Source organism: Pseudoxanthomonas sp. (assembly GCF_027498035.1).
Classification (GTDB): domain Bacteria; phylum Pseudomonadota; class Gammaproteobacteria; order Xanthomonadales; family Xanthomonadaceae; genus Pseudoxanthomonas_A.
The window spans coordinates 3,743,053-3,768,025 of record NZ_CP114978.1 but is presented as its reverse complement, the minus strand read 5'-3'; the positions used below and the strand labels follow the sequence as shown (position 1 = coordinate 3,768,025).

Sequence of the window (24,973 nt, the reverse complement as noted above, 5' to 3'; positions counted from 1 at the left end):
GCCCAACGCTTAGGCTGGGCCCATGAGCCATGCCGACACCCTGATCCCTCTGCGCCTGTGCGTGCTGACCGTCTCCGACACCCGCACCCTGGCCAATGACAGTTCCGGCGATTACCTGGTGCAGGTCACCACCGATGCCGGCCACCTGCTGCACGAACGCCTGCTGGTCACCGACGACATCTATCGGATGCGCGCGATCATCTCGCGCTGGATCGCCGATGACGAAGTGGACGGCGTGCTGGTCACCGGCGGCACCGGCTTCACCGGCCGCGACTCCACGCCCGAGGCCGTCCTGCCGCTGCTAGACAAGGAAATGCCCGGCTTCGGTGAACTGTTCCGCGCCGTCAGCGTGGACGAGATCGGCACCTCGGCGCTGCAGTCACGCGCCTTTGCCGGGCTGGCCAACCAGACCTTCATCTTCTGCCTGCCGGGTTCGACCTCGGCCTGCCGCACCGGCTGGGAAAAGATCATCGGCGCCCAGCTCGATGCCCGCACCCGCCCCTGCAACCTGGCCACTTTGCGGCCACGGTTGAAGGAGTAGGCGCGCGTGGCGCTGGACACCACGCTGCGCCTGCTCGCGCGCAGCAGTGGCTTGAGCGCCGCCGATCTCGCCGCCGCCATTCCCCGTGTCGGCGCCGCCACCGTGCGGGCCTGGATGGCCGGGGAAAAACTGCCCGGTCGCGAACAACTCATCGCCCTGGCGCGTACGCTGGGGATTCCGGCCGGCGCGCTCTTGTCGGAACTGGCCAGCCAGCTCGATCCGGCCCGGACCCGTGGCGAATCCGACCTGCTGACCGCCTATCGCAGCCTGACTCCACGCCAGCGAGGGGCGCTGATTGAAGTCGCTCGCGGCATGGCCGATACCCGCGCCCGACGGCGCCGCACTTCCGCAAAGGATGCATCGTGAGCAAGCCACTCAAGCGCAAGGACTACCAGGCCCGACTGGAACCGCTGCAACTGGAACTGGTGTCGATGGCGCGCTGGCTGGCCAGGACCGGGCGCCGGATCGTGGTGATCTTCGAAGGCCGCGACACCGCCGGCAAGGGCGGCAGCATCGATGCGATCCGCGAATATCTCAATCCGCGCCAGTGCAAGGTGCTGGCACTCCCAAAACCCAGCGACCGCGAAGCCACCCAGTGGTATTTCCAGCGCTACGTGCCGCACCTGCCGGCGGCCGGCGAGCTGCTGCTGATGGACCGTAGCTGGTACAACCGCGCCGGCGTGGAAAAGGTCATGGACTACTGCACGCCCGGGCAGTACGCAGCCTTCCTGCAGCAGGCACCGGTGTTCGAGCAGCTATTGGTCGACGACGGCATCCTGCTGTTCAAGTACTGGCTCACCGTGGACCAGAAGGAACAGGAAGCTCGTTTCGCCGAGCGCCTGGACGACCCACTCAAGCGCTGGAAGCTCTCACCCGTGGACCTGCAGGCCCGGGCCAAATACGACGACTACACCCAGGCCCGCGAAGCGATGCTGGCCGCCACCCACAGTCACCACGCGCCATGGACGCTGGTGGACTTCAACGACCAGCGGCGCGGCCGGCTGACCCTGATCCGGGACCTGCTGTCGCGCCTGCCCGATACCTCGGTCCCCGAGTCCACGCTGAAACTGAAGAAGCTGGGCCACCCAGCCCTGCACGAGACCTTCAACCTGCTGAAACCGATCCCAGACGGCAGCAACAACGACTGAAATCCCCCCGGCACCGTCGCCACGGCACTGAACATCCGATGACAAGGCCCGGCATTGGGTGATGACGTTTGGGTGGCAACCTTGCATCATACCCTTTCAACAGCACGTCCTCACCGTGCCAGACGTCACCATGGCCCTGCTTACCACGCCCTCTCCCGCATCAGCCTCCAAGCTTCCCGACACCGGCCGCGTCCGCCTGATCACCCGTGACAACGGGGTCGGTCTGCGCCGCGACATGGAGATCGTGGCGCGCGCCCTCCGCGGTGCGCAGATCCACAGCGAGGCACTGAGCTTCGGCGGCACCCGCGTGCTCAACAACCTGATGCAGGCCGGTACACGCCTGAAGGCCGTCGCGGGCGGCCGCATCGACACCCAGATCTTCCTGGAACGCATCTACCGCGGCGTGCTGCCGGCGGCGCACCGCAACGTGCTGATTCCGAATCCCGAGTGGATGCTGGACAAGTGGCTGCCGCTGCTGCCGCAGTTCGAACGCGTGCTGTGCAAGACGCGCAATGCCGAACGCGTATTTTCGGAACTGGGCTGCAATACCCGCTATATCGGCTTCACCAGCGAGGACCGCTTCGACGCCAGCGTGCCGCGTGAGCGCGCCTTCCTGCACGTGGCCGGGCGCAGCACCGCCAAGGGCACCGAAGCGGTCATGCAGGCCTGGCTGCAACACCCGGAGTGGCCAATGTTGACGGTGGTGCAGTCGCGCGATGTGCCCAGGGTCGAAGCCGCCAACATCGACCATCGCCTGGACTATCTGGACGATGCCGAACTACGCCGCCTGCAGAACGCGCACGCCTTCCACCTGTGCCCATCCGAAGCCGAAGGCTTTGGCCACTACCTGGTGGAAGCACTGAGCACCTCGGCGGTCGTCATCACCACCGACGGCGAGCCGATGAACGAGCTGGTGACGCCCGAACGCGGCATCCTGCTGCAGCCCGCCGGCCAGCGTCCGATGGCGCTCGGCACGCGTTACACCGTCGATGTCGCCGGGATTGAAGATGCAGTGACCCGCGCCCTGGCGCTGGCGCCGGACACCTGCGCGGCGATGGGTGCGGCGGCCCGCGGCTTCTTCCTTGAAAACGACGCCGCCTTTCCGCAGCGGCTGGCCAACGCACTGCAGCCCTCGCTGGACGTCGGTCGCCACGCGCCGGCGCGTCGACGCGTGGCTCGCCTGGCTGCTGCGCTGCTGCCCGGCACCTCCGCCGAGTAAACGCAGACGCCGCCCGCGGAGTCAGGCCGTTCCGAAGCCGTCCGCGACCGCACCGCTCCACACGCTGCGTTCGACTCGTTCCACCTGCGCCATCGGCGGGCCATGCTGCAACCACTGCGCCAGTGCTTCGATAGCGACACCGTCGCCCTGGGCGATCACCTCCACCCGTCCATCATCCAGGTTCCGCGCGACACCCCGTAGCCCCAGCGCCCGGGCCTGCCACTGGGTCGAAGCGCGAAAGCACACGCCTTGCACGCGACCACTGACCAGGAACCGGGCTGCGTCGCTCATGGCATGCCGGCGGCCTTGCCACCATCGACAACCTGCTCGATCTCGGCCGGTGTCACCGGACCGACGAAACGCTTGGCCACTTTGCCCTGCGGGTCCAGCAGATAGGTCGTCGGCAGGCCGGTCGGTGCCTCGAACACCTTGGGCGGGTCATACACATCGACCTGCGCGATCGGGTAACTCACCGGATGGGCCTGCATGAAGGTCTTCAGTGCCGCTGGCGCGATGTCGTCGTAGGCCAGGCCGATCACGTCAATGTCCTTGCGCTGCATCGCCATGGCCGACAACTCAGGCATTTCCGCCAGGCACGGATGACACCAGGTCGCCCAGAAGTTCACCACCAGCCATTTACCGCGATGCGCGGCCGTGTCGAAGCTGCCACCGTCGACCGTGGCCAGCTTCAACGAGACCGGCGCATCGGCCGAAGGCGTCGTCACCGCTTCAACCGGCTCGGACTGGGTCATCGCCACGGCCGGAGTGGATGCCGGCGGCGCTGAAATCGCCTCGTTCTCGCTCCCCTTGCAGGCAGCGAACAGCAGACAGGCCAGCAAGGCCACCCCAGCAACCGGCGCAATCGAACGAACCGTATTCAAGACTTTGACTCCGGAAGAGAAAGGTAGATCGCGCCTGCACGATGACGCAGCAGGTCACGCACTGGCAGGCGGATGCGATCCAGCGCCTCGCGCGCGGCGACGCCGAGTGCGTCGTCCTGGCAGGGAAGGTGCACCTCGGCGATGGGAATGCGCAGCTGGCAGGCTTCGTACAGCTCGGCCAGCGAGGTGGTTTCCAGGTCACGCGCGAGCAACCATTCACCACTTTCGGTACGACTCAGCAGCTTGATGCGACCAAGTTGTTCCAGGAATTCCTGCACCATCGAATCGGTCAGCATCGGCTCCAGCTGCAGGATCCGGTCATCGCTCAAGCCACGACCCTGCTGGCGTGCCTCATGGAAGCGCCCCAGCAGCCGCAGCAGCCCATAGATTTCAAAGCCCGGTGGCAGGCGCATCGATTCGGGCTGGTAGCGGAAGGCCGACATCGACGCGGCCAGCGACGCTCCCAACAGGATCGAACCCCAGCTCAGGTAGATCCACAGCATCAGGATCGGCGCCACCGCGACCGCGCCGTAGACCCGCGTATAGGAGCTGAAGCTGCTCAGGTACAGGCCCATGCCCCACTTGATCGCCTCCAGCCCAACCGTCGCCAGCAACGCGCCCGCAAACGCGTACCGCCAGTGGATGGAGCGATGCGGCACCACCCGGTAGATCACCGCGATCGCGCACAGCTCAATGAACACCGGCGCCAGCGACAGCGCGAGCGAGGCGACCTGACGGCCTTCCTCTGTCTTGAACAGCGGCAGTGCGAACACCTTGGCGGTGATGGCCAGCGAGGCCGCTGACAGCAGCGCGCCCAGGGTCAGCACCGTCCAGTACACGACGAAGCGGCCCAGCCGCGGGCGCGAGCCCGGCACGCGCCAGATGCGATTGAACGCAGCCTCCACGCTGTTGAGCGTAATCAGCAGCGAGATCACCAGCGCGATCACGCCGGCCACGGTCAGGTCGCGCGCGCTTGCGGAAAAATCGCGCAGGTATTTTTCGGCCGCGCGCGCCGCGCTGGGGACGAAGTTGGAGAAAATGTAGTCGCTGAGCGCGTCGCTCCACTGGTTGAAACCCGGGAACGCCGAGAGCACTCCAAACACCACCATCGCCAGCGGCACCAGCGCGAACATGGTCGTATAGGCCAGCGACGCGGCGGTCTGGAACAGGCGATCGTCCCAGAAGCGCTTGAGCAGGAACCGCGAGAACGCCGCCAGACGCGCACGATCACGCACGTTCTGGTTCCAACGCTGAAAAGTGGTGGCCAGTGACATCGCGGCCAAGGGTACCCCAAGCATCCCGGGGCGACAGGCCTGCGACCAGCGCCGATACTGGCGCCCTTCCTTCCTGCGCGATGTGCTGCCCATGCCCGAGATCCTGGTCCTCTATTACAGCCGCGGCGGTTCGGTGGCCAGGCTGGCCCGGCAAATCGCGCGTGGCATCGGTGAAATCGATGGCATGTCCGCGCGCCTGCGCAGCGTGCCGCCGGTGGCCGCAGTCACCGAAACCAGCGCACCGCCGGTGCCTGAAGACGGCGCGCCCTACGTGGACAAGCAGGACCTGGCCGAGTGCGTTGGCATCGCCGTCGGCAGCCCGACCCGCTTCGGCAACATGGCCGCGCCGATGAAGTTCTTCATCGACTCGCTGGGCGCCGAATGGGCCAGCGGCACCCTGATCGGCAAGCCTGCGTCGGTGTTCACCTCCACCGCCACCCAGCATGGCGGCCAGGAATCCACCCTGCTGTCGATGCAGGTCCCGCTGCTGCACCACGGCTGCGTGATTGTGGGCATTCCCTTCACCGAACCGCAGCTCAGCACCACCCGGACCGGTGGCTCGCCTTACGGCGCCAGCCATGTCGCCGGTGGCGAGGACGACCCGCAACCCAGCGATGAGGAAGCCGCCCTGGCCCGCGCCCTGGGCCGGCGCCTGGCCGATATCGCCCGCCGTCTGGATGCCACGCGGTGAAGCCCGCCCGTACGCCGCGCCCGCTGTTGGCGATCGCCCTGCTAGCGCTGTCGGCGCTGTTTGCGTGGTGGTTCCGCGACGACCCGCATTTCGTCGCCACGCTGGTGGTGTTCACCCTGCCGCCGCTGTTGCTGGCCGTCGGTGCCCGGCTCGGCGCGCGCCTGGCGGTGTTCTGGTCCGGTGTACTGGCACTGGGCTGGTTCAGCCACGGGGTGATGACAGCCTGGTCGCACCCGGACGTCCGCCTCTACGGCTGGATCGAACTGGCCCTGGCCCTGGCGGTGATCCTCGCCTCGAATTGGACCGGCCTGCGCGCCAAGCTGGGCCGCACGGGTAAAGCTGGGGCAGCGGCGCCTACCCGGGTAAAATCAGAACCCGACGATTCCGCACAGTGATGGACCTTCCCGTGAACACACCACTCAAGCCGATGGACGAACTGCTGGTGGTCACCACCGGTGGCACCATCGACAAGATCTATTTCGACGACAAATCCGACTACCAGGTCGGCGAGCCGCAGATCGGCAGCATCCTCAAGGCGCTGGGCGTGGCATTCCGCTTCACGGTGATCCCGATCATCCGCAAGGACTCGCTGCACATCAACGACGCCGACCGCGAGCTGATGCGCGCCACCATCGCCGCACAGTCCGCCCGCCACGTGCTGATCACCCACGGCACCGATTCGATGGTCGCCACCGCCCAGGCGCTGTCCTCGCTGGAAGACCGGGTGATCGTGCTGACCGGCGCGCTCAACCCGGCCGGTTTCCGCGGCTCGGATGCGGAGTTCAACATCGGCTGCGCGGTCGGTGCAGTGCAGTCGGCGCCCAACGGCGTCTGGATCGCCATGAACGGCCGCATCTGGGACCCGACCCAGGTGCGCAAGAACGTGGCGGCCAATCGTTTCGAAGCGGCCTGAACCGTCCTTCGATCCGACGATCAAAGCCCCGGCCAGCCGGGGCTTCTTATTTGCGCCGCCCCAAACAGAACGACCCGCCGAGCTTCCTGCCCGGCGGGTCGTGGTCCTGCATCTTCCTTGAAGCAGGGCGGGCCTCCTTGCCCGGCGCATCCACTGCGCACCCTGCGGTGTCGCATCCCGCTTAGAAAGTGATGCTCCAGCTGTTGATGTAGCCGGTGTCGCCGCTGGCGCCGTCGTTCACGCGCAAGGCCCAGGCGCCGTTGAGCGCCTCGCTGGACAGATTCACCGTGTAGGTCTTGACGATGTTGTCGGCGCTGCCGCCGGCACGGTTGCTCAGCACGTACACGCTGCCATCGGGCGCGACCAGGTCGACCTTCAGGTCACCGATATAGGTGTGCACGATGTTCACCGCCACCGGTACGCTGCTGCCGGCATTGCCGCTGCGACCGGACACGTTGATCGTGCTGCTGACCGTGGCGTTGTCGCTGATGGTGACGTCGGTGTCGTTGGTATAGGTCTGCGTGGTTCCACCGCTCGTACCGGCGGTGTAGCTGCCGGTCAGGCTGACGCCAGCGAAGGTCGAATAGGCCTTCAGCCGCACGTAGTAGGTACCAGCGGTGGGACTTGCGATCGTGCAGGTTTCGGCATTGCCCGACTTGTAGGGCCGGCAGTCGTAGGACGTGTCGGTCGGCGCACTGCCGGCCTTGACGTACAGGTCCGCGTCACCGGTGCCGCCAGCGCTTGCGATCACCAGGTTCGACGCGCCCGCCGGCACCACGATGGTGTAGGCCAGCGATGCGCCGGTGGCCGCGCCCAGTCCGGTCTTGGCGACGCCGTTGCTCAGGACCGTGTCGCCATCGCCCGCCGCACTGACCGTCACCGAAGCGGTCTTGGTGTTGGTCGCACCGCCGTCGTCGGTCACCGTCAACGACACCGTGTACGTACCGGCCGCGGTGTAGGTCTTGGACGGACTGGCTGCGGTGGACGTGGTGCCATCGCCGAAGCTCCAACTGCGCGAAGCGATGGTGCCATCGCTATCGGTCGAGCTGTCGGTGAAGGCCACCGTCAGGCCGTTGGCCGACGAGGTGAAGTTCGCCACCGGTGCCGCATTGGTGCCGCCACCGCTGCCGCTATTGGCCGCATCGACCGCTGCGCGTGCCTGCAGGATGCCCGCGCCGATCGTCTGCGAGGGCGTGGACGGGAAGACACGTGCGGTGCTCTTGATGATCGATTCCACCTGCGCCGGGGTCAGTGCCGGATTGGCCACCGACTGCATCAGCGCCACGACCGCGGCCACGTGCGGCGTCGCCATCGAGGTACCGCTGTAGGAGGCGTAGGTCTCGGTGCCCGGTGCGCCGGTGCCGGTGTTCAGCGTCGAGAGAATCCCCGAACCGGGCGCGGCGATGTCCACCAGCGCGCCGTAGTTGGAATAACTGGCGCGCGCACCGGTGCTGGTCGTGGCGCCCACCGCGATCACGTTGTTGCAGTTGGCCGGGCTGGCGTTGGAGACGTTGGTGTTGTCATTGCCCGCGGCGATCACCAGCGTGGTGCCGCGCGAGACCGCGCCGTTGATGGCCGCCTGCGTGGTGCTGCCGCAGGCGCCGCTGCCGCCCAGGCTCAGGTTGATCGCTTCAGCCGGATTGGGATTGGCCGGTACACCGCTGACCGTGCCGCCCGAAGCCCAGATGGATCGCGTCGGCGATGTCCGAATCGTAGCCACCGCACTTGCCCAGCACGCGCACCGGCACGACCTTGGCGCCATAGGCGATGCCCGCCACGCCCTTGCTGTTGTTGGTGACCGCGGCAATCGTGCCGGCCACGTGCGTGCCGTGCCAGCTGGAGGTCGATGCCGGGATGCCGCTGCCGCATTCGTTGGCCGCGTAGGCGTCGCCCGGATCGGACGGATCGGCATCGCGCCCATCGCCGTCGTTGGAGACGAACGTATCCACGATGAAGTCGTAGCCCGGCAGGATGTTCGCATCGAGGTCCGAATGCGCGGTGATGCCGGTATCGAGTACCGCCACCACCGCACCGCTGCCGCTGGTCACATCCCATGCGGTGGTCGCGTACATGCCGCCCACGCCGGTTCCCAGGTCCCATTGCTGGGAGAAGTTGGTGTCGTTCGGGGTCAGGTAGGCGTGGTTGAGCTTGTCCACTTCCACGTAGTCCACGTTCGGGTCCGCGGCGATCTGGCGCATGAGGGTTTCGGCCTCGACGCGGTCCAGCTTGCGGTTGGCCACCACCACATCCGAACCCACCGCCGTACGGCGCAACCGCTGCATACCCAGCGCGCGTCCTTGCGCACTGGGGACCGCGCGGGCCGCGGTGGAGAGGGATTGGGTCAGCGCCGCGGTGCTGGTCTGCGGCGTGCTGTTGTCGATGTATTTCACGATGAAGCGGTCGAAGCTGTGCTGCTCGGGGGATTGCAGACCACTCAGGTTCACGCGCCCAGCGGCCATGGCCGGGGCTGCGCTCAGCGCAGACAACGCGACCACCGTGGCGGCGGCCAGCGAATGCAAACGCAAACGACGCTTGGAGACATCGGACATCAGAACTTCCCTCTTCAGATGATGTGACCCGCTTCATGCGGGAATACCCGGGTGATCGCCCACGACGGTGTCGGGAGCTGTCTTGTTGTAATGGCTGCTGCGATCTCCGGGGGAACACGGTCCGGCGTTGCACCGAACCTGACTAGAACTTAACCGAGAGGACGCGCGCCAGACATCGGTCCCGCGTCAAATTGTGACGAAATGTGCCTCTGGATTTCAGATTCGCGAAGCCTGTCACCACTTGAACCGCTTTCAGAACGGACAGGAACGGACTCGGAATCGCTTATTTCGTTATTTATTCGTTATTTACGGCGGCGGAAGCGCCGAATTTGCGCATGTCGGACAGGCCATGACCTGACCGACATGCGTCGACGACAGCACATGGCCGCGGTAGACACCGGGCCTGTGCAACGAAAACGCCCGGCACAGCGGCCGGGCGTTTTGGTTGAAGCGGGCGATGCGGGAAGGCAGCGTGGAGACGCCTGGATGCCTTACGCGTCCAGGCGGACCAGCCAGCCGTGGCGGTCGGGCAGACGGCCGTACTGGATGTCGGTCAGCTCCTTGCGCAGGGCCATGGTGACTTCGCCGGCCGGCGCATCCAGGTCGCCGACGGAGAAACCCTCACCCTTCAGCTGGCCGATCGGGGTCACCACCGCGGCGGTGCCGCAGGCGAAGACCTCGGCGATGTCACCGGAAGCCACGCCGGCCTTCCACTCGTCGATCGAGACCTTGCGCTCCTGCACGGTCATGCCGCGGTCGCGGGCCAGCTGCAGGATGCTGTCGCGGGTGATGCCTTCCAGGATGCTGCCCGACAGCGCCGGGGTGACCAGCGTGCCGTCCTTGAACACCAGGAACACGTTCATGCCACCCAGTTCCTCGATGTACTTGCCTTCGGCCGGATCCAGGAACAACACCTGCGAGCAGCCCTGCCCGGCCGCGATCTGCTGCGGCAGCAGCGAGGCCGCGTAGTTGCCGCCGCACTTGGCCGCACCGGTGCCGCCCTTGGCCGCACGCGCATAGTCGGTGGACAGCCAGATCGCCACCGGCGCCACGCCCTTGGCGAAGTACGGGCCGGCCGGGCTGGCGATCACGTAATACGAAGCCTTCTGCGCCGCGCGCACGCCCAGGAATGCTTCGTCGGCGATCATGAACGGGCGGAAATACAGGCTGGTTTCCGGCGCCGACGGCACCCAGGCGCCATCGACGGCGATCAGCTGGCGCAGCGATTCGACGAACAGGTCCACCGGCAGTTCCGGCAGTGCCAGGCGCTTGGCCGAACGCTGCAGACGCGCACCATTGGCTTCCGGGCGGAAGGTCCAGATCGAACCGTCTTCATGACGATAAGCCTTGATGCCTTCGAAGATTTCCTGGCCGTAGTGCAGCACCGACGCGGCAGGGTCCAGCTGCAGCGGACCGTACGGACGGACCTGGGCGTCGTACCAGCCCTGGCCGGGCGTCCAGCTCACCGCGACCATGTGGTCGGTGAAGCGGGTGCCGAAACCTGGTGAAGCAAGGATTTCCCCGCGCTCGGCGGCGCTGCGGGCGTTGTTGGAGGTCTGGACGGTGAAGGCCGGGGACGACGAGGACATGGACCACATACCTGCTGAGTGACAAAACCCCGCAAGCATACCGCCCGCCGATGGGTGATTCACCCGACGGAGCCGTCTGGTCCCGATCGCCACCCCACAACAAAAAGCCCCGGCGCGAAGCCGGGGCCTGGTCATCCCTGTCGCGACGGCATCACGCCGTTGCCGGGTTTCTCAGTACGTGCCCTTCAGGCTCACGCCCGAAAAGGTCGAATAGGCCTTGATCCGCACGTAATAGGTCCCTGCGGTCGGATTGGAAATGGTGCAGGTCTCGCTGTTGCCGGCCCTGTAGGGGCGGCAGTCGTAGGAGCTATCGGTTGGCGCGCTGCCAGCCTTGACGTACAGGTCCGCATCGCCGCTGCCGCCAGAGATGACGAAGCTCACACTGCTGGTGCCCGACGGCACCGCCAGGGTGTAGTTCAACGCACCACCGGTGCTGGCCGACAAGCCGGTCTTGGCCACGCCGTTGCTGAGCACGCTGCCATCGTCCCCGCCGCCATCATCGCCACCACCGTCGCCGGTGCAGCTCACCCCGACGGCTGCAAAGGCGGCCGTGACATCAGCCGGGTCGAAACCCAGGTCTTCAGCCGCGGATTCCACGCCGCAGGCACCGGTGTCGTAGTCGGTGCTGGAAGTCCAGTAATCCGAGTTGGCCTTGGCGAAGGCCTGGAACGCGGTCTTGGTCGTCCAGCCCGAGGTGGTCGCCAGCTCGTAGAACGCCTTGTTGTAGACGCCCGACGAGTAATGCACGTCCAGGCCGTCGTAGTAGTCGGCCGCATTGTCGATGGAGCTGCCGTCGGCGGTCGGGTTGGCCATGTAGCGCAGCGCACCGGTGCCCTTGAAGATCTGTGCACCCACTTCGAAATCGTTGCTGCCGTCCTTGAAGTACTCGGCCGCTTCGCCGGCCATGTCCGAGAACGCCTCGTTGATGCCGCCGGACTGCCCGTCATAGGTCAGGTTGGAATTCTGCTCGGTGTAGCCATGCGCGATTTCATGCGAGGACACATCCAGCGCCACCAGCGGATAGAACGTGCTGCCACCGTCGCCGAAGGTCATGCCGGTGCCGTCCCAGAACGCATTCTCGTAGCTGCTGCTGTAGTGCACGCGCATCTGCAACTGGAAGGTGAGCGGCGCCTGGCCGACGTAGTCGTTGAACATGTCGAAGACCACGCCACCAAAGTAATGCGCGTCATTGAGCGGCGAGTACGCGCCGTTGATGGTCTTCACCGTATTGCGCGGGCAGGTATAGGAGAACGCCGTGCTGCCGCTGGTGCCACCGTTGAGGTTGATCGTCTTGACGTTGGTGTTGTTGAACGTGCAGGTGGTGCCGCTCTGGGTGACGTCCAGATAGCCGAAGTCGGTGCCGTATTCGTACTGGCCGGTCTTGGCGTTGCCGCCGGGGCCGGTGCCGGTTTCGGCATGCGCCAGCGCATCCCATTTCTTCAGCACGTTGCCGGTCTGCGCGTCGATGATCACCACCGGGCGCGTCGGGCTTCCGCCAGTGGGCGCATCGGAGAAGAAGGTCACCACGTAGGACACATGCGCCTTGCCGGTGTCATCGACGTAGATCATCTGCTCGCTTTTTTCGCGCTCGATCTTCCGGGTCAGGACCTGCTTGCCCAGCGTGGCGGTCTTGGCCGCCGCCAGCGCCTGCGGGCCGGTGACGCGCGTGCTGGCGTTGAGCGGAATCTCGCTGGCCAGGCCGTCGACGCGGCGACCGAACAACGTGCGTACCGCGCCAGACTTGTCTTCGCCGACCACGACCTGTTCGCCGAACACCGGCAGACCGTTGTAGACCTGCTGGTAGCGGTAGTGCTGCGCGCCGTTCTTGTCCTTGGTGGTCTTGATCAGCTTGAGCGTGGAGCGCGCATCCAGGCCTGCCAGTTCGGCGTGGCGCTCGGCCACCGCGGGCGTGGCGCCCAGCGTCTGCGTGGCACGTGCGTATTGCGCGTTGAGCTGGGCGACATTCTGCGTATGCAGGTCGGTGCGCGTGGCAGCCTGGGCCGATGCCGCGCAAAGCGCGATGGCCAGGGGGCTGAGCCAGAGGGCGATGGAACGTCCGTTGTTTGACATCACGAGTGCGGTTCTCCGTCAATGAAAGGTTCGGTGCACGCCAAGGACATCGGTTGTCCAGGGCGCATCTGGGCTGCACGACAGCCGGCATGGCCGTCGTGTCTTTCAGGCTGCTTTTTGCAGGCCCGCAATCCTCCAACGCGCAAGAAGCCCCCCTGTACGCAAGACCGGGCGTATGCACGCAACTCTCGAAGAGCACTTGTTTTTATCTGCGACCAACAAAGACCAATCCGCACTGGCAACCTTGCCGGTGCGGCCGTGGGGCCGGGATCTTCCTGGACGTCATCACATCGCCGGGCTGGAAGCCGTCATGGCCATCCTTGCTGCCCGAAGACCTGCGGCGTGACGCGTTCGAACTCCTGTATGACCCATGACGGATGGCTGCCGATGCGCGTCGCATCGCGATTCCAGCAGCCAATGAACACCTCAACGTCTGCGTGTCCAAAATGACAATGCGTGGCGAGTCAAACACGGTTCACACCCGCGTTTATCAGGAAGACGGTTTCATATTTCCGATATGGGACTGTCTTGGCAATCGCGACGCCACCACTGTTCCAGCCATCGCTGCGCAGCGCGCTCGGATGGGATCTTTTTGTCAGGAAGTGCCGGCGAAGATCGCGCGGAGTCACACGTCCATGGCGCGCATCGTGCGCTGCGTGCCCACGATCATCGCAACGGTTGTCCTGCACACGGGACGTGCGCGCAACCACGCACAACACGACGGAAGCCACGCGTCGTTCCGTGGTGGATTGCAGGAAATATCTGGAACGGATGCCGCGCGGGGGAAGGCGCGAGCAATGTGACGCGGGATTACATCATCCCGGTTTCAAGGCGCGCCGCTTCGGACATCATGTGACGATTCCACGGCGGGTCGAACACCAGGTCGACATCGGCCTCGGCGATGGTCGGGATCATCTCCAGCTTGCTACGCACGTCATCGACCAGGATGTCGCCCATGCCGCATCCGGGCGCGGTCAGGGTCATCTTCACCGCGACCTGGCGCTGGCCATCCTCGCGGTGGGACATGTCCACTTCGTAGACCAGGCCGAGGTCGACGATGTTGAACGGGATCTCGGGATCGAAGCAGGTGCGCAGCTGCGCCCAGACCAGCTGCTCGGCCTGTTCGTCGCTGGCGTTCTCGGCCAGCTCCAGCGCCGGCGCCGGCTCCTTGCCCAGGGCATCGGCGTCCTTGCCCGCGATGCGGAACAGGTTGCCTTCCACGAAGACGGTATAGCTACCGCCCAAGGCCTGGGTGATATAGCCGTAGGTGCCAGCCGGCAGGGTCACGGTTTCGCCCGCGGGCACCATGACGGCGGCGCAATCGCGCTCAAACTGGACCGGTTCGCTGCTACTGGAGTACATGCGGGGAAAGATGGGGACGCGCGGACGCAAGGCAAGCACGCATTCTACCGGGCAGCGGCCGCCAGCCGCGCCTCCACTCATACCCCACAGCGTTGCAGCATGGCCGCTGGGGCGACCCACCACGGCGCGGACGCCCGGCGCAGTATCCTTGCAGGATTGCCCTTTGCTTTCCGCCGATGCCCGCCCCGACCCGGTTTCCCCCGCTCACCGCCCTGTCCCTGTTCGCGCTGCTAGGCCTGCTGCAATCCCTGATCTGGATGGCCCTGGCGTTCTACCTCGGCGCGCAATGCAGCTGGATGGCGCTGGTCCTGGCAGTAACTGCCACCTTATCGTTGCGCCTGGGCGGCATGGTCCCCGGGCGCCCGCGCATGCTGTGGGCCGCCGGCCTGACCGCCATTGGCGTGGCCTGGACCAGCTGGGGGATCGTGGTCCTGCAGATGGGCGTGACGATGGGGGTGCGCCCGCAGGAATCGGCGGTGAAGATGGGCTGGCACCTGGCCAAAACCCTGTTCCTGCTGGCCAATACGCCGCTGGACTACGCGCTGCTGGCGCTGGCCGTCGTCGGCGCCGCCATCGCCTCGCGCTGAAGCCGCAAGGCGATGGCAGGGCCGCTGCGACTCAGTGGCCGCCGTCCAGGGCCTTGAGTTCGCTGACCAGGCTGCTGGCCGCTTCGGCACCGTCGCCGTACAGCATGCGGGTGTTGTCGGCATAGAACAGGGCGTTTTCGATGCCGGCAAAGCCGGTGCCCTTGCCGCGCTTGATCACGATGGTGTTCTTCGAATCGACCACGTCCAGGATCGGCATGCCGTAGATCGGGCTGCCTGGGTCGGTCTTGGCGACCGGGTTGACCACGTCATTGGCGCCGATCACCAGCGACACATCGGTGTTGGCGAACTCCGGGTTGATGTCATCCATGTCGGCGATCAGGTCGTACGGCACGCCGGCTTCGGCCAACAGCACGTTCATGTGGCCCGGCATGCGCCCGGCGACCGGGTGGATCGCGAACTTCACCTTCACCCCGCGCTCAATCAGGCGCTGGGCCAGTTCCCAGATCTTGTGCTGAGCCTGGGCCACGGCCATGCCGTAGCCGGGCACGATCACCACGCGCTCAGCGAAGGCCATCATCGCGGCCACGTCACCAGCTTCGATCGGCTTCTGCGTGCCGCTGATCTCGGCCGCGCTGCCGCCACCGCCGAAGTTGGAGAACAACACGCCGCTGACCGGGCGGTTCATCGCCTTGGCCATCAGGCGGGTCAGCAGGATGCCGGCCGCGCCGACCATCATGCCGGCGATGATCAGGGCCTCGTTACCCAGCACGTAGCCTTCGAAGGCCACCGCCAGGCCGGTGAACGCGTTGTACAGCGAGATCACCACCGGCATGTCAGCGCCGCCGATCGGCAGGGTCATCAGCACGCCCAGCGCGAGCGCGGTAACGAAGAACGCCACGATCGCCAGCGGGCTCAGGCTCACCGCTGCCCAGATGCCCAGCACCACCACGGCCACCGCGACGGCCAGGTTGAACACCTGCTGGCCAGGAAAGGTCACGCGCTTGTCCAGGCGGCCGTCCAGCTTGGCCCAGGCGATCACCGAACCAGACAGCGACACCGCGCCGATAGCCGAACCGATCACCGCCAGCGCGAGCATCGTCACGCTGGGCTGGCGCGCGGCCAGGTCGGCGATGGCCTGGTCACTCCAGTTGCGGGTATCGCGATTGAGCAGGAACGACAGGCGCAGCAGCTCCACCGCACCGATGGCCGCAGCCGAACCGCCGCCCATGCCGTTGTACAGCGCCACCATCTGCGGCATGTCGGTGATGGCGACCTTCTTGGCCGACACCCAGGCCGCGCCGACGCCGATCACGATCGCCGCCAGGATCAGCGGGATGTTGTGCAGGTCGGGCAGGAAGAAGGTGGCGACGGTCGCCAGCAGCATGCCGGCGCCGGCCCAGCGGATGCCGCTGCGCGCGGTCTTCGGCGAAGCCATGCGCTGCAGGCCCAACAGGAACAGCGTGGCGGCGACCAGATAGCTGGCACTGACCAACCAGTTCAGCAATTCGGCAGTGGTCAGGTTCACGGCTTGGCCTCCGGCTTCTTGCTGGACTTGAACATGTCCAGCATCCGCTCGGTCACCACATAACCGCCGGCGGCATTGCCCGCACCCAGCAGCACGGCGATGAAGCCCAGTGCTTTTTCCAGCGTGGTGTCGGCGTGGCCCAGGACCACCATGGCGCCAATCAGCACGATGCCGTGGATGAAGTTGGAACCGGACATCAGCGGCGTGTGCAGGATCACCGGCACGCGCGAGATGATGACGTGGCCGGCGATGGCCGCCAGCATGAAGATGTACAACGCAACGAAGCCGTCACTCATGGACTGTGTTCCCCGTGGAAGCCCGGCGAAAGCCGGGGGCGGCATCATAACCGCGGGCTGACTGGCCCGAGACCCTGGTCAACCTCCGCCCCGCTGGCACGTTCGCACCAGTCTTCCCCCTGCCATGGCTAAGCTGTGCTGGTGAGCCCCCTCATCCCTGACCCGCCGGCGCGCCCGGACACCACCGGCGAAGCCTTGCCGGCTTCGCTGGAAGCGTTCCTGGCCGGCATTTCCACCCGTGCGTTCCGCTTCGCCGAGGCCGGCCTGCGCAGCCGCGACGATGCCCTGGACGCGGTCCAGGACGCGATGATGAAGATGCTGGGCTACGCCGACCGGCCGGCCGCCGAGTGGACGCCGCTGTTCTGGAGCATCCTGCGCCGGCGCATCATCGACCTGCAGCGTCGGGGCAACTTCCGCCTGCGTTGGATGCTGCCGGCCAGCGAGCGCAACGAGGACAGCCTGATCGACTGGGCCGATACCACGCCTGGACCGTCCGGCAGCCACGACCAGCACGAGGCTTACAGCAAGCTGGTGCAGGCCCTGCGCGGCCTGCCCGCCCGCCAGCGCGAGGCCTTCACCCTGCGCGTGCTGGAAGAACTGGACGTGGCACAGACCGCCCGCGCCATGGGCTGTTCGGAAGGTTCGGTCAAAACCCATTTGTCGCGCGCGCGCGACGCCTTGCAGAAACAGCTGGAGGATTTCCGGTGAACACCCCATCCGACTTCGACCACGACCTGCGGCAGCTGCACGCCGCGTCGCTCGGCGCGGTCTCACCGCAGACCCTGGCCCGGTTGCGCAGCGCGCGCCATGGCACGGCCACCCGTCCGCGCCATGGCCGCACTTTCGCCTGGCTGGGCGCCACCGCCTGCACCGCCGTGCTGGCGGTGGTGGTCGCCACACAGCTGCTGCCAACGTACCGCGCGGTGCCTGCAACCAGCCAGCCGGCGACCATCGCCGCGCAGGCCAGTGACGACGCCGGCGACTTCGTCAGCACTGCGGATGTGCTGGACCAAAATCCCGACCTTTATGTCTGGCTGGGCTCGGATGCCTCGCTGGCGATGGAATGACGACCATGCGCACGCCCCTCCGATTGATCCTGCTGCTGTTGCTGGCCAGCCTGTCCGCGCCGCTGTGGGCCCAGCAGCAACGACTGCCGCCGCCCCCTCCGTCATCAGGCTCTCAGGGCCAGTGGCCGGCCTGGGAACAGCTGACGCCCGAACAGCGCGACGCGCTGGTGACCCAGCTGCGCGAACGCTGGAACGCCGCCCCCAGCCAGCGCCCGAAGATGATGGAACACGCCCAGCGCTGGCATGACATGAGCCCGCAGCAGCGCGAGCAGGCGCGCCAGGGCGTGCGTCGCTACGAAGGCATGAACCCGCAGCAGCGCGAGGAGGCCCGCGCCCTGTTCGACCACATGCGCGACCTGCCGCCCTCGCAGCGCAAACAGCTGCGCGATACCTGGAAGAGCATGACCCCGCAACAGCGCCAGGACTGGGTGCGGACGCATCCGCCCGAGCACAACGACGATCCGGACTAATGCGGTGTCCCCGCAAGAAACGATGGTTCGTCATTCCCGCAAAAGCAGGAACCCAGCGCCTTTGCGTTCAATGCGTTGAAGCCACTGGGTTCCCGCTTTTACGGGAATGACGGACCGCAAATTGATGGAACACCACACCAGGGTCGCCCGGTCCCGGGTCAGGCGTTGGCCGCAGCCGCCTGTTGCCAACGGGTCTTGGCCAGCAGTTCGTCTTCCCAGTCGAAGGACAGCGCGCCGTCCTTCAGGAACAGCGCGACGAAGTTGTAGACGTTGCGCGCGAACATCTCGCTGGCATGCACCGCGCCCATGCTGGCCAGGTTGAGCGGGCCGGCGACGGTGACGCCGTTGTCCGAAGCGACGGTCTGGCCCGGCTGGGTCAGCTCGCAGTTGCCGCCGGTCTCGGCGGCCAGGTCCACGATCACGCTACCTGGCTTCATCCCGGCCACCATGGCGGCGGTGATGATCTTGGGCGCCGGACGGCCCGGCACGGCGGCGGTGCAGACGATGGTGTCCACGCCCTTGAGGTGTTCGGCCAGCCGACGCTGCTGTTCGGCGCGTTCTTCATCGGTGAGCTGGCGCGCGTAGCCGCCCTCGCCCGCCGCGCTGACGCCCAGGTCCAGGAACTTGCCGCCCAGTGATTCGATCTGCTCGCGGGTCTCAGGCCGCACGTCGAACCCCTCCACCTGCGCGCCCAGGCGCTTGGCCGTGGCTACGGCCTGCAGTCCGGCGACACCGGCACCGACGATCAGCACCTTGGACGGGCGGATGGTGCCGGCCGCGGTGGTCAGCATCGGAAAGAAGCGCGGGGTCAGTTCGGCGGCGATCAACACGGCCTTGTAGCCGGCCATGCCGGCCTGCGAACTCAGCACGTCCATCGCCTGGGCGCGGGTGGTCCGCGGCAGGCGCTCCAGCGGGAAGGCGACCACACCCGCGGTGGTCAATGCCTGCGCACGGGCGGTATCGGCCTGCGGCTGCAGCGACCCCACCAGTACCGTGCCGGCCGGATACGACGACAGCGCGGATACTTCCGGACACTGCACGCACAGCACCAGCCCAGCGGTAAGCGGCGTGTCCGAGGTGATGACGGTGGCGCCGGCATCCTGATAAGCCTGGTCGGTGAAGCCTGCGGCGCTGCCCGCCCCGGTTTCCACCTGGACAGCGGCACCGGCGGCGGCGAGCTTCTTCACGGTTTCCGGAACCGCCGCCACGCGCCGTTCGCCTGCCGCCGTTTCCCGCACCACCCGTACTTCGACCGTCATGCCGGTATCGCCTGCTGTCCAAAGAGCGGCGATGCTAGCAAAGGTGAATGGTTACGGTTGCCGCGGACGGCCACCGCGGTGCTGGCGCGAATCCACGCTCAGCTGTCGGCGGGCTCGCGGTTCACGCCATCCAGCCGGTCGATCACGCCCTGCATGGCACTGTCGAAGGCATCTTCGTGGCGATGGCGGCGCAACCGGCCCAGGCGAACCATCACCGCCAATTCTTCCGGCGAAGCCACGCAGAAGCGCACGCCGCGGCGGTTGACGAACAGCAGTCGCGAGGAGATCGGGCTGACCCACGACAGCTTCCCGGCCTGGACCTTGTTCTGCTTGTCCACGAAGTCCAGCCAGGTGCCGATCGGCAGCGCGCGGAAGTGGTCTGCATCGGCACTGTCGAAATCCAGCGCATCGGCGCCGTCGATCAGCTCCAGATTGGACGACTGCGCAGCGGCGGCCTGCGCGGCGGGTTCGGCCACCGGCGGCAGGTCCGGCAGCGCGCGTTCCAGGTCCGGGCGCGACACCGACACGGCCTGCAACGTGTCGTGCAGCGCATCGATGGCCGAACCGGCCGCTTCGCCGCCCATGCCCACGCTGCTGAAGACCTTGATCAGGCCATGGCGCCATTCCTGCAGCCATGGCTTGCCCACGATCTGCATCTGCGCCTCGGCCAGCTCCTGCAGCACGCCATCGGCCAACGCCAGCGCGCTGACGGCCATGGAGCTGTCCTCGCCATCGCGCAGCAGCGCCATGGTCAGGTGGTGCGCCCAGGGCTGGCGCAGGAAATCCTCGATGGTCTGCGGCACGCGGCGGCCTTCCAGCCGCTTGGACAGCTCGGCGGCGGCGCGCGCACGGGCCGCCTCCAGCCGTTCCTGGCCGCGCTGCAGCTCGGTGGCCCGGCGCTCGGCGATCTCGATGCGGCGCTTGTGCTGGCCCAGGAAGTCGCGAAACTCCTCTTCCAGGGTCAGGAAGATCGCAAGGTTCTCATTGAACTCGGCCACCAGCCGCTCGACGACCTCTTCCACCTTGGCCATCAACACGCGCTCGGCCGCGCTTTCGCCAGCGTTGCCTTCGCAGGCTTCGGCCAGCACGTTGAGCAGGCGCCGTGCCGGGTGGGTCTTCTGCACGAACATGCGCCGGTCCAGCAGCGCGACCTTGACGAAGGGCACCACCAGCTTGCCCATCAGTTCGCGCGAGTGCACTTCCAGGTCGCGCTCATCCAGCATCACGTCGAACAGCATGCCGACCAGGTCGATAGCGTCCTCATCGACTGGCGACAGCCGCGTGGTGCCCGGCTCCATGCCCAGCTGGCCCGCATTGTTGATGACTTCACTCTTCAGGCGCTGGGCCAGGGACTCATTGGTGCCGCCGACGGCTGCGCGCTGCAGCGTGGCGCTGGGCGTGGCCTGCAACGTGGACAGGACCGAGAGCATCTCGCGCTTGGACAGCGGGCGGGTGCCGCCCTCCAGACCACCGCCCGCAAGGCCTTGCCCGGCGCCGTAGCCGGCTGCCGGTTCGCCGCGCTGGCCACGCGACTCCTGCAACAGATGATGCAGGGCTTCCAGCAGCACGCCCTGGGCGCCAGTGCCCAGGGACGGATCGACCGCGCCGCCGTAGTGGCCGCCCGCCTGCAGGCCGCCGCCCGCTTCGGCGCCGCCCTGCCAGGACTCCCCGCCATGCAGGCGCTCGGTGAAGCGCGCCATCCAGGCCGGCAAGACATCATCGTTGCCGGCCGGCATGCCCTGCTCGGCCACGTTACGGCTTTCCACGGGCTCCAGGCCGGGGATATGGGCAGGCGCGGGCGCCCGCTGCGGGACCACCCGGCGCGGCGCCGGCAGTTCGCCGATCACGCCGGCCTGGAGCAGCATCTGGTCCAGCATTTCGTAAATCCGCGACAGCTGCGGCACCAGCTCGCGCTCGCCCAGCTTGATCACGGTCAGGCGCACGTCCAGGGTGAAGTCGCAACCGGAAAACGCCTCATGCATGGCCACGCCGACGTGCTCGGGACCAATCGGGTTGTGGTCCGCATCCAGGTCGCCGACCGCCGCGATCAGCCCCAGCCTGCGGTCCAGGCGGGTCAGCACCTGGCGGCAATCGCGGCCGACGACACTGGCCAGGTTGCGCGCGGCCAGGCGCGATTCGAGTTCGGTCTCCGACACCAGGCTCAGGCCGGTGGCGTTCGGGTCGGTCAGAGCGGTGTCCACCGACAGCGGCACGCCGTCTTCCAGGGCGCGCCAGGCTTTTTCCAAGTGCTGGCGGAAGCGCGAAATCGACGGCTCGCGCTGCCTGCGCAGCTCGCGCATGCCGTCCAGGAACGCCATCTGCGCCGGACCGGCGCGCTCGGCGCGGTCGAACAGCGCATCGTCAAATGTCCCAAGCGCATCGCCAAACGCCGTGACAAGCATGGGCAACACCGTGCCGCGCGCCTGTTCTAGCAGGCGCGGATTGCGGCCTTGACGGCCTTGGATGTCAACAAATGAGGACATGCGGGCGAGGGCGTCCGTGAATGGTGCTGCGCGGGGGAAGCGGCACGCGAAAGTCCGCGGACCTGATCGTAGAGAATAAGCCCTTCCGTGGACCGTGATGAAATTGGCAGTCCCCCACGAAACCAAGACATCTGTGAACCGCGTCAGTGTTCCAGTTGGTCGACGGCGCCCTGCATCGCGCTGTAGAAGGCGTCCTCATGCCGGTGGGGCCGCACCCGGTCCAGATGCGCCAAGGCCGACAGTTCATCCGGCGAGGCCACGCACATCCGCCCGCCCCGACGGTCCACGAACATCAGGCGGGCCGAGATCGGACTGACCCAGCTGAGCTTGCCAGGACGCACGCCGCCGTCCCGGGAAACGAAATCGAGCCAGGCCCCCATCGGCATCTGGCGGAAATAATCGGCGGTGACTTCGTCCACGTCCTCCGGCGGGACCGGCGCTTCCCAGGCGGCCGGCACCGGCACCTCGGGCTGGGCCGTCGGCAGGAGGTGGGGCAGCGGCGGGAGTTCGACCGGCACGCGCTGATCATGCTGGGCCTGGTCCGACAGGGCATCACCCAACGCCTGGCGCGCGGCTTCTGCACCGGCCGCGCCAAGCCCCAGACCGGCCAGCAGCTTGGCCAGGGACGGCTGCAACTGCTCCAGCCACGGGCAGCCCTGGCCATGCGCGCGGGGTAGGTCCAGGGCCTCCAGCAGGGCGTCGACCAAGGCCAGCGCTTCAGCCAGGTCGGCCGCACCGCTCTCGCCGCGCAGGACGGTCATGCTTGTGTACGGCGCCCAGTAGCGCGACAGGAAATCTCGGATGGCAGGTGGCAGGGTGCGCCCCTGTACCCGCGCGGCAACTGCACCGCTGGCGAAACGACGCGCTTCGTCGCGACGCTCCTGGGCCCGGTGCATTTCGGTGGCACGCCGCTCGGCGATCTCCACCCGACGCCGATAGTTGCCAAACGTGGTGCCGAAGGCGTGCAGCAGCACGGCGAACACATCGGTGTGCTCGGCGAAGTCGGTGGTGATCTGCTCCACCGTGCGGTCGAATTCGATCCGCAGCTGTTTTTCAGCCACCTCACCGCCGGCCAGGTCTTCGGCGGCGTCAGCCAGCAGGTTCAGCAGCCGGCGCGGTGGATCGTTCTCGCGCAGGAACAGCTCCGGGCTGAGCAGCGCGACCTTGGTGTACGGCACCAGCAGCTGCAGCATGGCGGCACGTTCGGCGCCGTGCAGATGGCATTGCCCCACCATCACCTCGAACAGCCTCGCCACCAGGTCGACGATGTCTTCGTCCACCGGATCCAGGCGCACCTGCGCTGGGTCAATGCCCAGCTTGCTGGCGGTCACCAGGATGTCGCGCTTGAGCAGCTCGGGCAGCGGCCCATCACGCGGACCCGGCGCCTGGGACTCACCCGACATCGACTGCATCAGCGACAGGACCGAGAGCAGTTCCCGCTGGGACAGATGGCGTCGCCGGTCCAGGCTGGCCACGTCCGCTTCGCGCGCCTGCTGCAGTAGCGCATGCAGCTCGCCCGGCAGGATCTCCGCGGCCGTCCGGGCGTGGTCGGCACCCGCAACCACCGGCGCCTCCGTCGAGGGCGGCTGCCATTCGGCAAAGAAGCGCGCGATCCAGTCAGGCGCCTCTTCGCCCTGGGCGTCGCCAGCCTGGGGCGACGCAGTGGGAATGCGCAGGCGCGAACGCGGCTTCAGCAACGCGCTTTCCGAATTGCGCACCGCCTGGACCAGGCGCCGCTCCAGCCCGGCGTACAGCGATCCCAGGCGTTCCTGCAGTTCGTCCTCGCAGATGCGGATGATGGCCAGGCGCGCAGCCGGGGCCAGGGCCATGTCCTCGAACGCATCGAACACGCCGGCCCCGATGTGGTGCGGACCGAACGGCAGGGTGTCGTCGCCCAGCTTCAGGCCACCGGCCAGCAGGCCGACGTCGCGGTTGATCCGCATCAGCTCCGGACGCCAGCGGTAGGCGATGGCATCGGCCATGCGCCGGATCGCCAGGCGTACTTCCATGTCCTGGTGACTGAGCAGGCTGAGTTTCTTGCCGCCCTCCTGGTCCAGGCCGGTCTCGGCCAGCTTGTATTCGACCGATAGCGGCCGGCCCAGCTCCAGCAGCTGCCAGGCATTGACCAGGTGCGCGCGGAAACGCGAGAGGCTGTACTCGCGGCGGCGACGGACTTCGTGCCGGGCCTCGATCAGCTCGATCTGTGCATCGCTGGCGCGACCGGCCTGCTCACCCAGGCGGGCCGGCAACAGGTCCACGACGGCCTGGAAGATCTCACCCACCGGCACGAGCGCCAGCAGCCGCAAATGCTCAAGCAGCGCCGCGTTGCGATCGCGCTTGACCTCCTGGATGAACACACTTGCCATGCCGCGAAACCAGATCCCCGAATGCCCTGCAGAATGAAATCGTACGCTGACTGGGACGTGATCCACATCCATTCCTGCGCTTGACCTGCCTTCCACTCAAAAAACGTGCCAAACGGATAAACTGGACCGCATGCCAACCCCAGAACTGCTGCAAGCGCTCGACCAACGGCGTTCGGTTCCCTCCAAGCAGCTGCGCGCCCCCGGACCTGACGACGACACGCTGCTGCACATGCTGCAGAGCGCCAGCCGCGTGCCGGACCACGGCAAGCTGGTGCCCTTCCGCTTCATCCGGATCCAAGGCGATGCACGCCAGGCCATGGGTGACCTGCTGGCCAACCGGACCCTGCAGAAGGATCCTGTTGCGCCAGCTTCAGTCGTGGACAAGGACCGCGGTCGTTTTTCGGACGCGCCGCTGATCATCACCGTGGTCGCCAACCTGAAGCCAGGTCACAAAGTGCCGCTGCAGGAGCAATGGCTGACCGCCGGCAGCGTGTGCTTTGCCCTGCTCCAGGCCGCGCAGGCCTATGGCTTCGGCGCGCAATGGCTGACCGGCTGGGCCGCGACCGATCCGGTCATCAACGCTGCACTGGACCTGGGCCCGGATGAACGCATTGCAGGTTTCATCCACATCGGCACTGCCGTGATGGAAGCGCCGGAACGCGAACGTCCCGATGCCGCGGCGTTGCTGACGGATTGGCACGGCCAGCCGTGACTGAACTTCG

At 66.9% G+C, this 24,973-nt stretch carries 24 protein-coding genes and 2 pseudogenes; 13 read left to right on the top strand and 13 right to left on the bottom strand.

All coding sequences use genetic code 11. From position 1 onward, the window contains the following. Positions 1–22 precede the first annotated feature (22 nt). The 4 genes from moaB to O8I58_RS16510 all read left to right on the top strand — a co-directional run bounded on the left by moaB (position 23) and on the right by O8I58_RS16510 (position 2,908). Positions 23–541 carry a molybdenum cofactor biosynthesis protein B gene (moaB, locus tag O8I58_RS16525; protein WP_298318491.1) on the top strand — a complete coding sequence of 173 codons (519 nt, stop codon included), beginning with the start codon at positions 23–25 and terminating at the stop codon, positions 539–541. Between the two features lie 6 nt (positions 542–547). Next, positions 548–907, top strand: a complete 360-nt coding sequence (locus O8I58_RS16520; protein ID WP_298318489.1) for a helix-turn-helix domain-containing protein — start codon at positions 548–550, stop codon at positions 905–907. After that, complete coding sequence (gene ppk2, locus O8I58_RS16515) at positions 904–1,689, top strand: polyphosphate kinase 2 (RefSeq protein ID WP_298318487.1); 786 nt, start codon at positions 904–906, stop codon at positions 1,687–1,689. The genes O8I58_RS16520 and ppk2 overlap by 4 nt, the downstream gene beginning before the upstream one ends. Positions 1,690–1,819: 130 nt before the next feature. Next, positions 1,820–2,908, top strand: coding sequence for a glycosyltransferase family protein (locus tag O8I58_RS16510; RefSeq protein WP_298318484.1), 1,089 nt, complete (start codon positions 1,820–1,822; stop codon positions 2,906–2,908). Between the two features lie 21 nt (positions 2,909–2,929). On the opposite strand, the gene O8I58_RS16505 is transcribed toward O8I58_RS16510, so the two are convergent. The 3 genes from O8I58_RS16505 to O8I58_RS16495 are packed head-to-tail and all read right to left on the bottom strand — an operon-like array spanning position 2,930 to position 5,063. Next, the gene (locus O8I58_RS16505) at positions 2,930–3,199 is read right to left on the bottom strand and encodes an acylphosphatase (protein WP_298318481.1); all 270 of its coding nucleotides are present in this window, start codon (positions 3,197–3,199) and stop codon (positions 2,930–2,932) included. After that, a complete protein-coding gene (locus O8I58_RS16500; protein ID WP_298318478.1) occupies positions 3,196–3,789 on the bottom strand; it encodes a TlpA family protein disulfide reductase in 594 nt (197 codons plus the stop codon). Before O8I58_RS16500 ends, O8I58_RS16505 begins: the two co-directional genes overlap by 4 nt. Continuing rightward, positions 3,786–5,063 carry a YihY family inner membrane protein gene (locus O8I58_RS16495; RefSeq protein ID WP_298323093.1) on the bottom strand — a complete coding sequence of 426 codons (1,278 nt, stop codon included), beginning with the start codon at positions 5,061–5,063 and terminating at the stop codon, positions 3,786–3,788. The genes O8I58_RS16500 and O8I58_RS16495 overlap by 4 nt, the downstream gene beginning before the upstream one ends. 91 nt (positions 5,064–5,154) lie before the next feature. On the opposite strand from O8I58_RS16495, the gene wrbA reads away from it, so the two are divergent. Genes wrbA through O8I58_RS16480 form a run of 3 tightly spaced genes read left to right on the top strand, consistent with a single transcriptional unit; the run spans position 5,155 to position 6,667 of the window. Next, positions 5,155–5,754: an NAD(P)H:quinone oxidoreductase gene (gene wrbA / locus O8I58_RS16490; protein WP_298318475.1), complete on the top strand. Its 600-nt coding sequence runs from the start codon at positions 5,155–5,157 to the stop codon at positions 5,752–5,754. Then, positions 5,751–6,149: a DUF2069 domain-containing protein gene (locus O8I58_RS16485; protein ID WP_298318472.1), complete on the top strand. Its 399-nt coding sequence runs from the start codon at positions 5,751–5,753 to the stop codon at positions 6,147–6,149. The genes wrbA and O8I58_RS16485 overlap by 4 nt, the downstream gene beginning before the upstream one ends. Positions 6,150–6,181: 32 nt before the next feature. Then, positions 6,182–6,667 (top strand): asparaginase domain-containing protein, encoded by a 486-nt coding sequence (locus O8I58_RS16480; RefSeq protein WP_298323090.1) that lies wholly within the window; start codon positions 6,182–6,184, stop codon positions 6,665–6,667. Positions 6,668–6,848: 181 nt separating this feature from the next. Here O8I58_RS16480 and O8I58_RS16475 read toward each other — a convergent pair. The 4 genes and pseudogenes from O8I58_RS16475 to O8I58_RS16460 all read right to left on the bottom strand — a co-directional run. Further along, positions 6,849–7,031 (bottom strand): annotated as a pseudogene (locus O8I58_RS16475) (proprotein convertase P-domain-containing protein); the annotation flags it as partial. Positions 7,032–7,214: 183 nt separating this feature from the next. Then, positions 7,215–9,216, bottom strand: a pseudogene (locus tag O8I58_RS16470) (S8 family serine peptidase); the annotation flags it as partial. 491 nt (positions 9,217–9,707) lie between these two features. Continuing rightward, on the bottom strand, positions 9,708–10,805 hold the full coding sequence (locus O8I58_RS16465) for a branched-chain amino acid aminotransferase (RefSeq protein ID WP_298318468.1): 1,098 nt from the start codon (positions 10,803–10,805) through the stop codon (positions 9,708–9,710). A gap of 171 nt (positions 10,806–10,976) precedes the next feature. Then, positions 10,977–12,875, bottom strand: a complete 1,899-nt coding sequence (locus tag O8I58_RS16460; RefSeq protein WP_298318465.1) for a M4 family metallopeptidase — start codon at positions 12,873–12,875, stop codon at positions 10,977–10,979. A gap of 377 nt (positions 12,876–13,252) precedes the next feature. Here O8I58_RS16460 and O8I58_RS16455 point away from each other — a divergent pair, with 377 nt between their 5' ends. Continuing rightward, positions 13,253–13,678, top strand: coding sequence for a hypothetical protein (locus O8I58_RS16455; protein ID WP_298318462.1), 426 nt, complete (start codon positions 13,253–13,255; stop codon positions 13,676–13,678). 7 nt (positions 13,679–13,685) lie between these two features. Here the strand turns inward: O8I58_RS16455 and sufT are convergent, their stop codons facing one another. Beyond that, entirely contained in the window at positions 13,686–14,237 is a 552-nt protein-coding gene (gene sufT / locus O8I58_RS16450; RefSeq protein ID WP_298318459.1) for a putative Fe-S cluster assembly protein SufT, read from the bottom strand. Between the two features lie 176 nt (positions 14,238–14,413). Here sufT and O8I58_RS16445 point away from each other — a divergent pair, with 176 nt between their 5' ends. Next, positions 14,414–14,824, top strand: a complete 411-nt coding sequence (locus tag O8I58_RS16445) for a hypothetical protein (protein WP_298318456.1) — start codon at positions 14,414–14,416, stop codon at positions 14,822–14,824. A gap of 31 nt (positions 14,825–14,855) precedes the next feature. Here O8I58_RS16445 and O8I58_RS16440 read toward each other — a convergent pair whose 3' ends face one another. Together O8I58_RS16440 and O8I58_RS16435 are read right to left on the bottom strand one after the other, a co-directional pair. After that, the gene (locus tag O8I58_RS16440) at positions 14,856–16,310 is read right to left on the bottom strand and encodes an NAD(P)(+) transhydrogenase (Re/Si-specific) subunit beta (protein WP_298318451.1); all 1,455 of its coding nucleotides are present in this window, start codon (positions 16,308–16,310) and stop codon (positions 14,856–14,858) included. Then, entirely contained in the window at positions 16,307–16,606 is a 300-nt protein-coding gene (locus O8I58_RS16435) for an NAD(P) transhydrogenase subunit alpha part 2 (protein WP_298318448.1), read from the bottom strand. The genes O8I58_RS16440 and O8I58_RS16435 overlap by 4 nt, the downstream gene beginning before the upstream one ends. A 135-nt stretch (positions 16,607–16,741) precedes the next feature. Here O8I58_RS16435 and O8I58_RS16430 point away from each other — a divergent pair, with 135 nt between their 5' ends. Genes O8I58_RS16430 through O8I58_RS16420 form a run of 3 tightly spaced genes read left to right on the top strand, consistent with a single transcriptional unit; the run spans position 16,742 to position 18,143 of the window. Continuing rightward, positions 16,742–17,314: an RNA polymerase sigma factor gene (locus O8I58_RS16430; RefSeq protein WP_298318446.1), complete on the top strand. Its 573-nt coding sequence runs from the start codon at positions 16,742–16,744 to the stop codon at positions 17,312–17,314. Then, positions 17,311–17,673 carry a hypothetical protein gene (locus tag O8I58_RS16425; RefSeq protein ID WP_298318444.1) on the top strand — a complete coding sequence of 121 codons (363 nt, stop codon included), beginning with the start codon at positions 17,311–17,313 and terminating at the stop codon, positions 17,671–17,673. The genes O8I58_RS16430 and O8I58_RS16425 overlap by 4 nt, the downstream gene beginning before the upstream one ends. Continuing rightward, positions 17,670–18,143 carry a DUF3106 domain-containing protein gene (locus O8I58_RS16420; protein ID WP_298318442.1) on the top strand — a complete coding sequence of 158 codons (474 nt, stop codon included), beginning with the start codon at positions 17,670–17,672 and terminating at the stop codon, positions 18,141–18,143. The genes O8I58_RS16425 and O8I58_RS16420 overlap by 4 nt, the downstream gene beginning before the upstream one ends. Positions 18,144–18,301: 158 nt before the next feature. On the opposite strand, the gene O8I58_RS16415 is transcribed toward O8I58_RS16420, so the two are convergent. From O8I58_RS16415 to O8I58_RS16405, 3 genes are all read right to left on the bottom strand, one after another. Next, a complete protein-coding gene (locus tag O8I58_RS16415) occupies positions 18,302–19,402 on the bottom strand; it encodes an NAD(P) transhydrogenase subunit alpha (protein ID WP_298318439.1) in 1,101 nt (366 codons plus the stop codon). Between the two features lie 98 nt (positions 19,403–19,500). After that, positions 19,501–21,885: a PacR family protein gene (locus O8I58_RS16410; protein WP_298318436.1), complete on the bottom strand. Its 2,385-nt coding sequence runs from the start codon at positions 21,883–21,885 to the stop codon at positions 19,501–19,503. A 143-nt stretch (positions 21,886–22,028) separates the two neighbouring features. Then, positions 22,029–24,251 carry a DUF1631 family protein gene (locus O8I58_RS16405; RefSeq protein ID WP_298318434.1) on the bottom strand — a complete coding sequence of 741 codons (2,223 nt, stop codon included), beginning with the start codon at positions 24,249–24,251 and terminating at the stop codon, positions 22,029–22,031. Between the two features lie 130 nt (positions 24,252–24,381). Between O8I58_RS16405 and O8I58_RS16400 the strand changes: the two genes are divergently transcribed. Further along, the gene (locus tag O8I58_RS16400) at positions 24,382–24,963 is read left to right on the top strand and encodes a nitroreductase family protein (RefSeq protein ID WP_298318432.1); all 582 of its coding nucleotides are present in this window, start codon (positions 24,382–24,384) and stop codon (positions 24,961–24,963) included. Positions 24,964–24,973 lie beyond the last annotated feature (10 nt).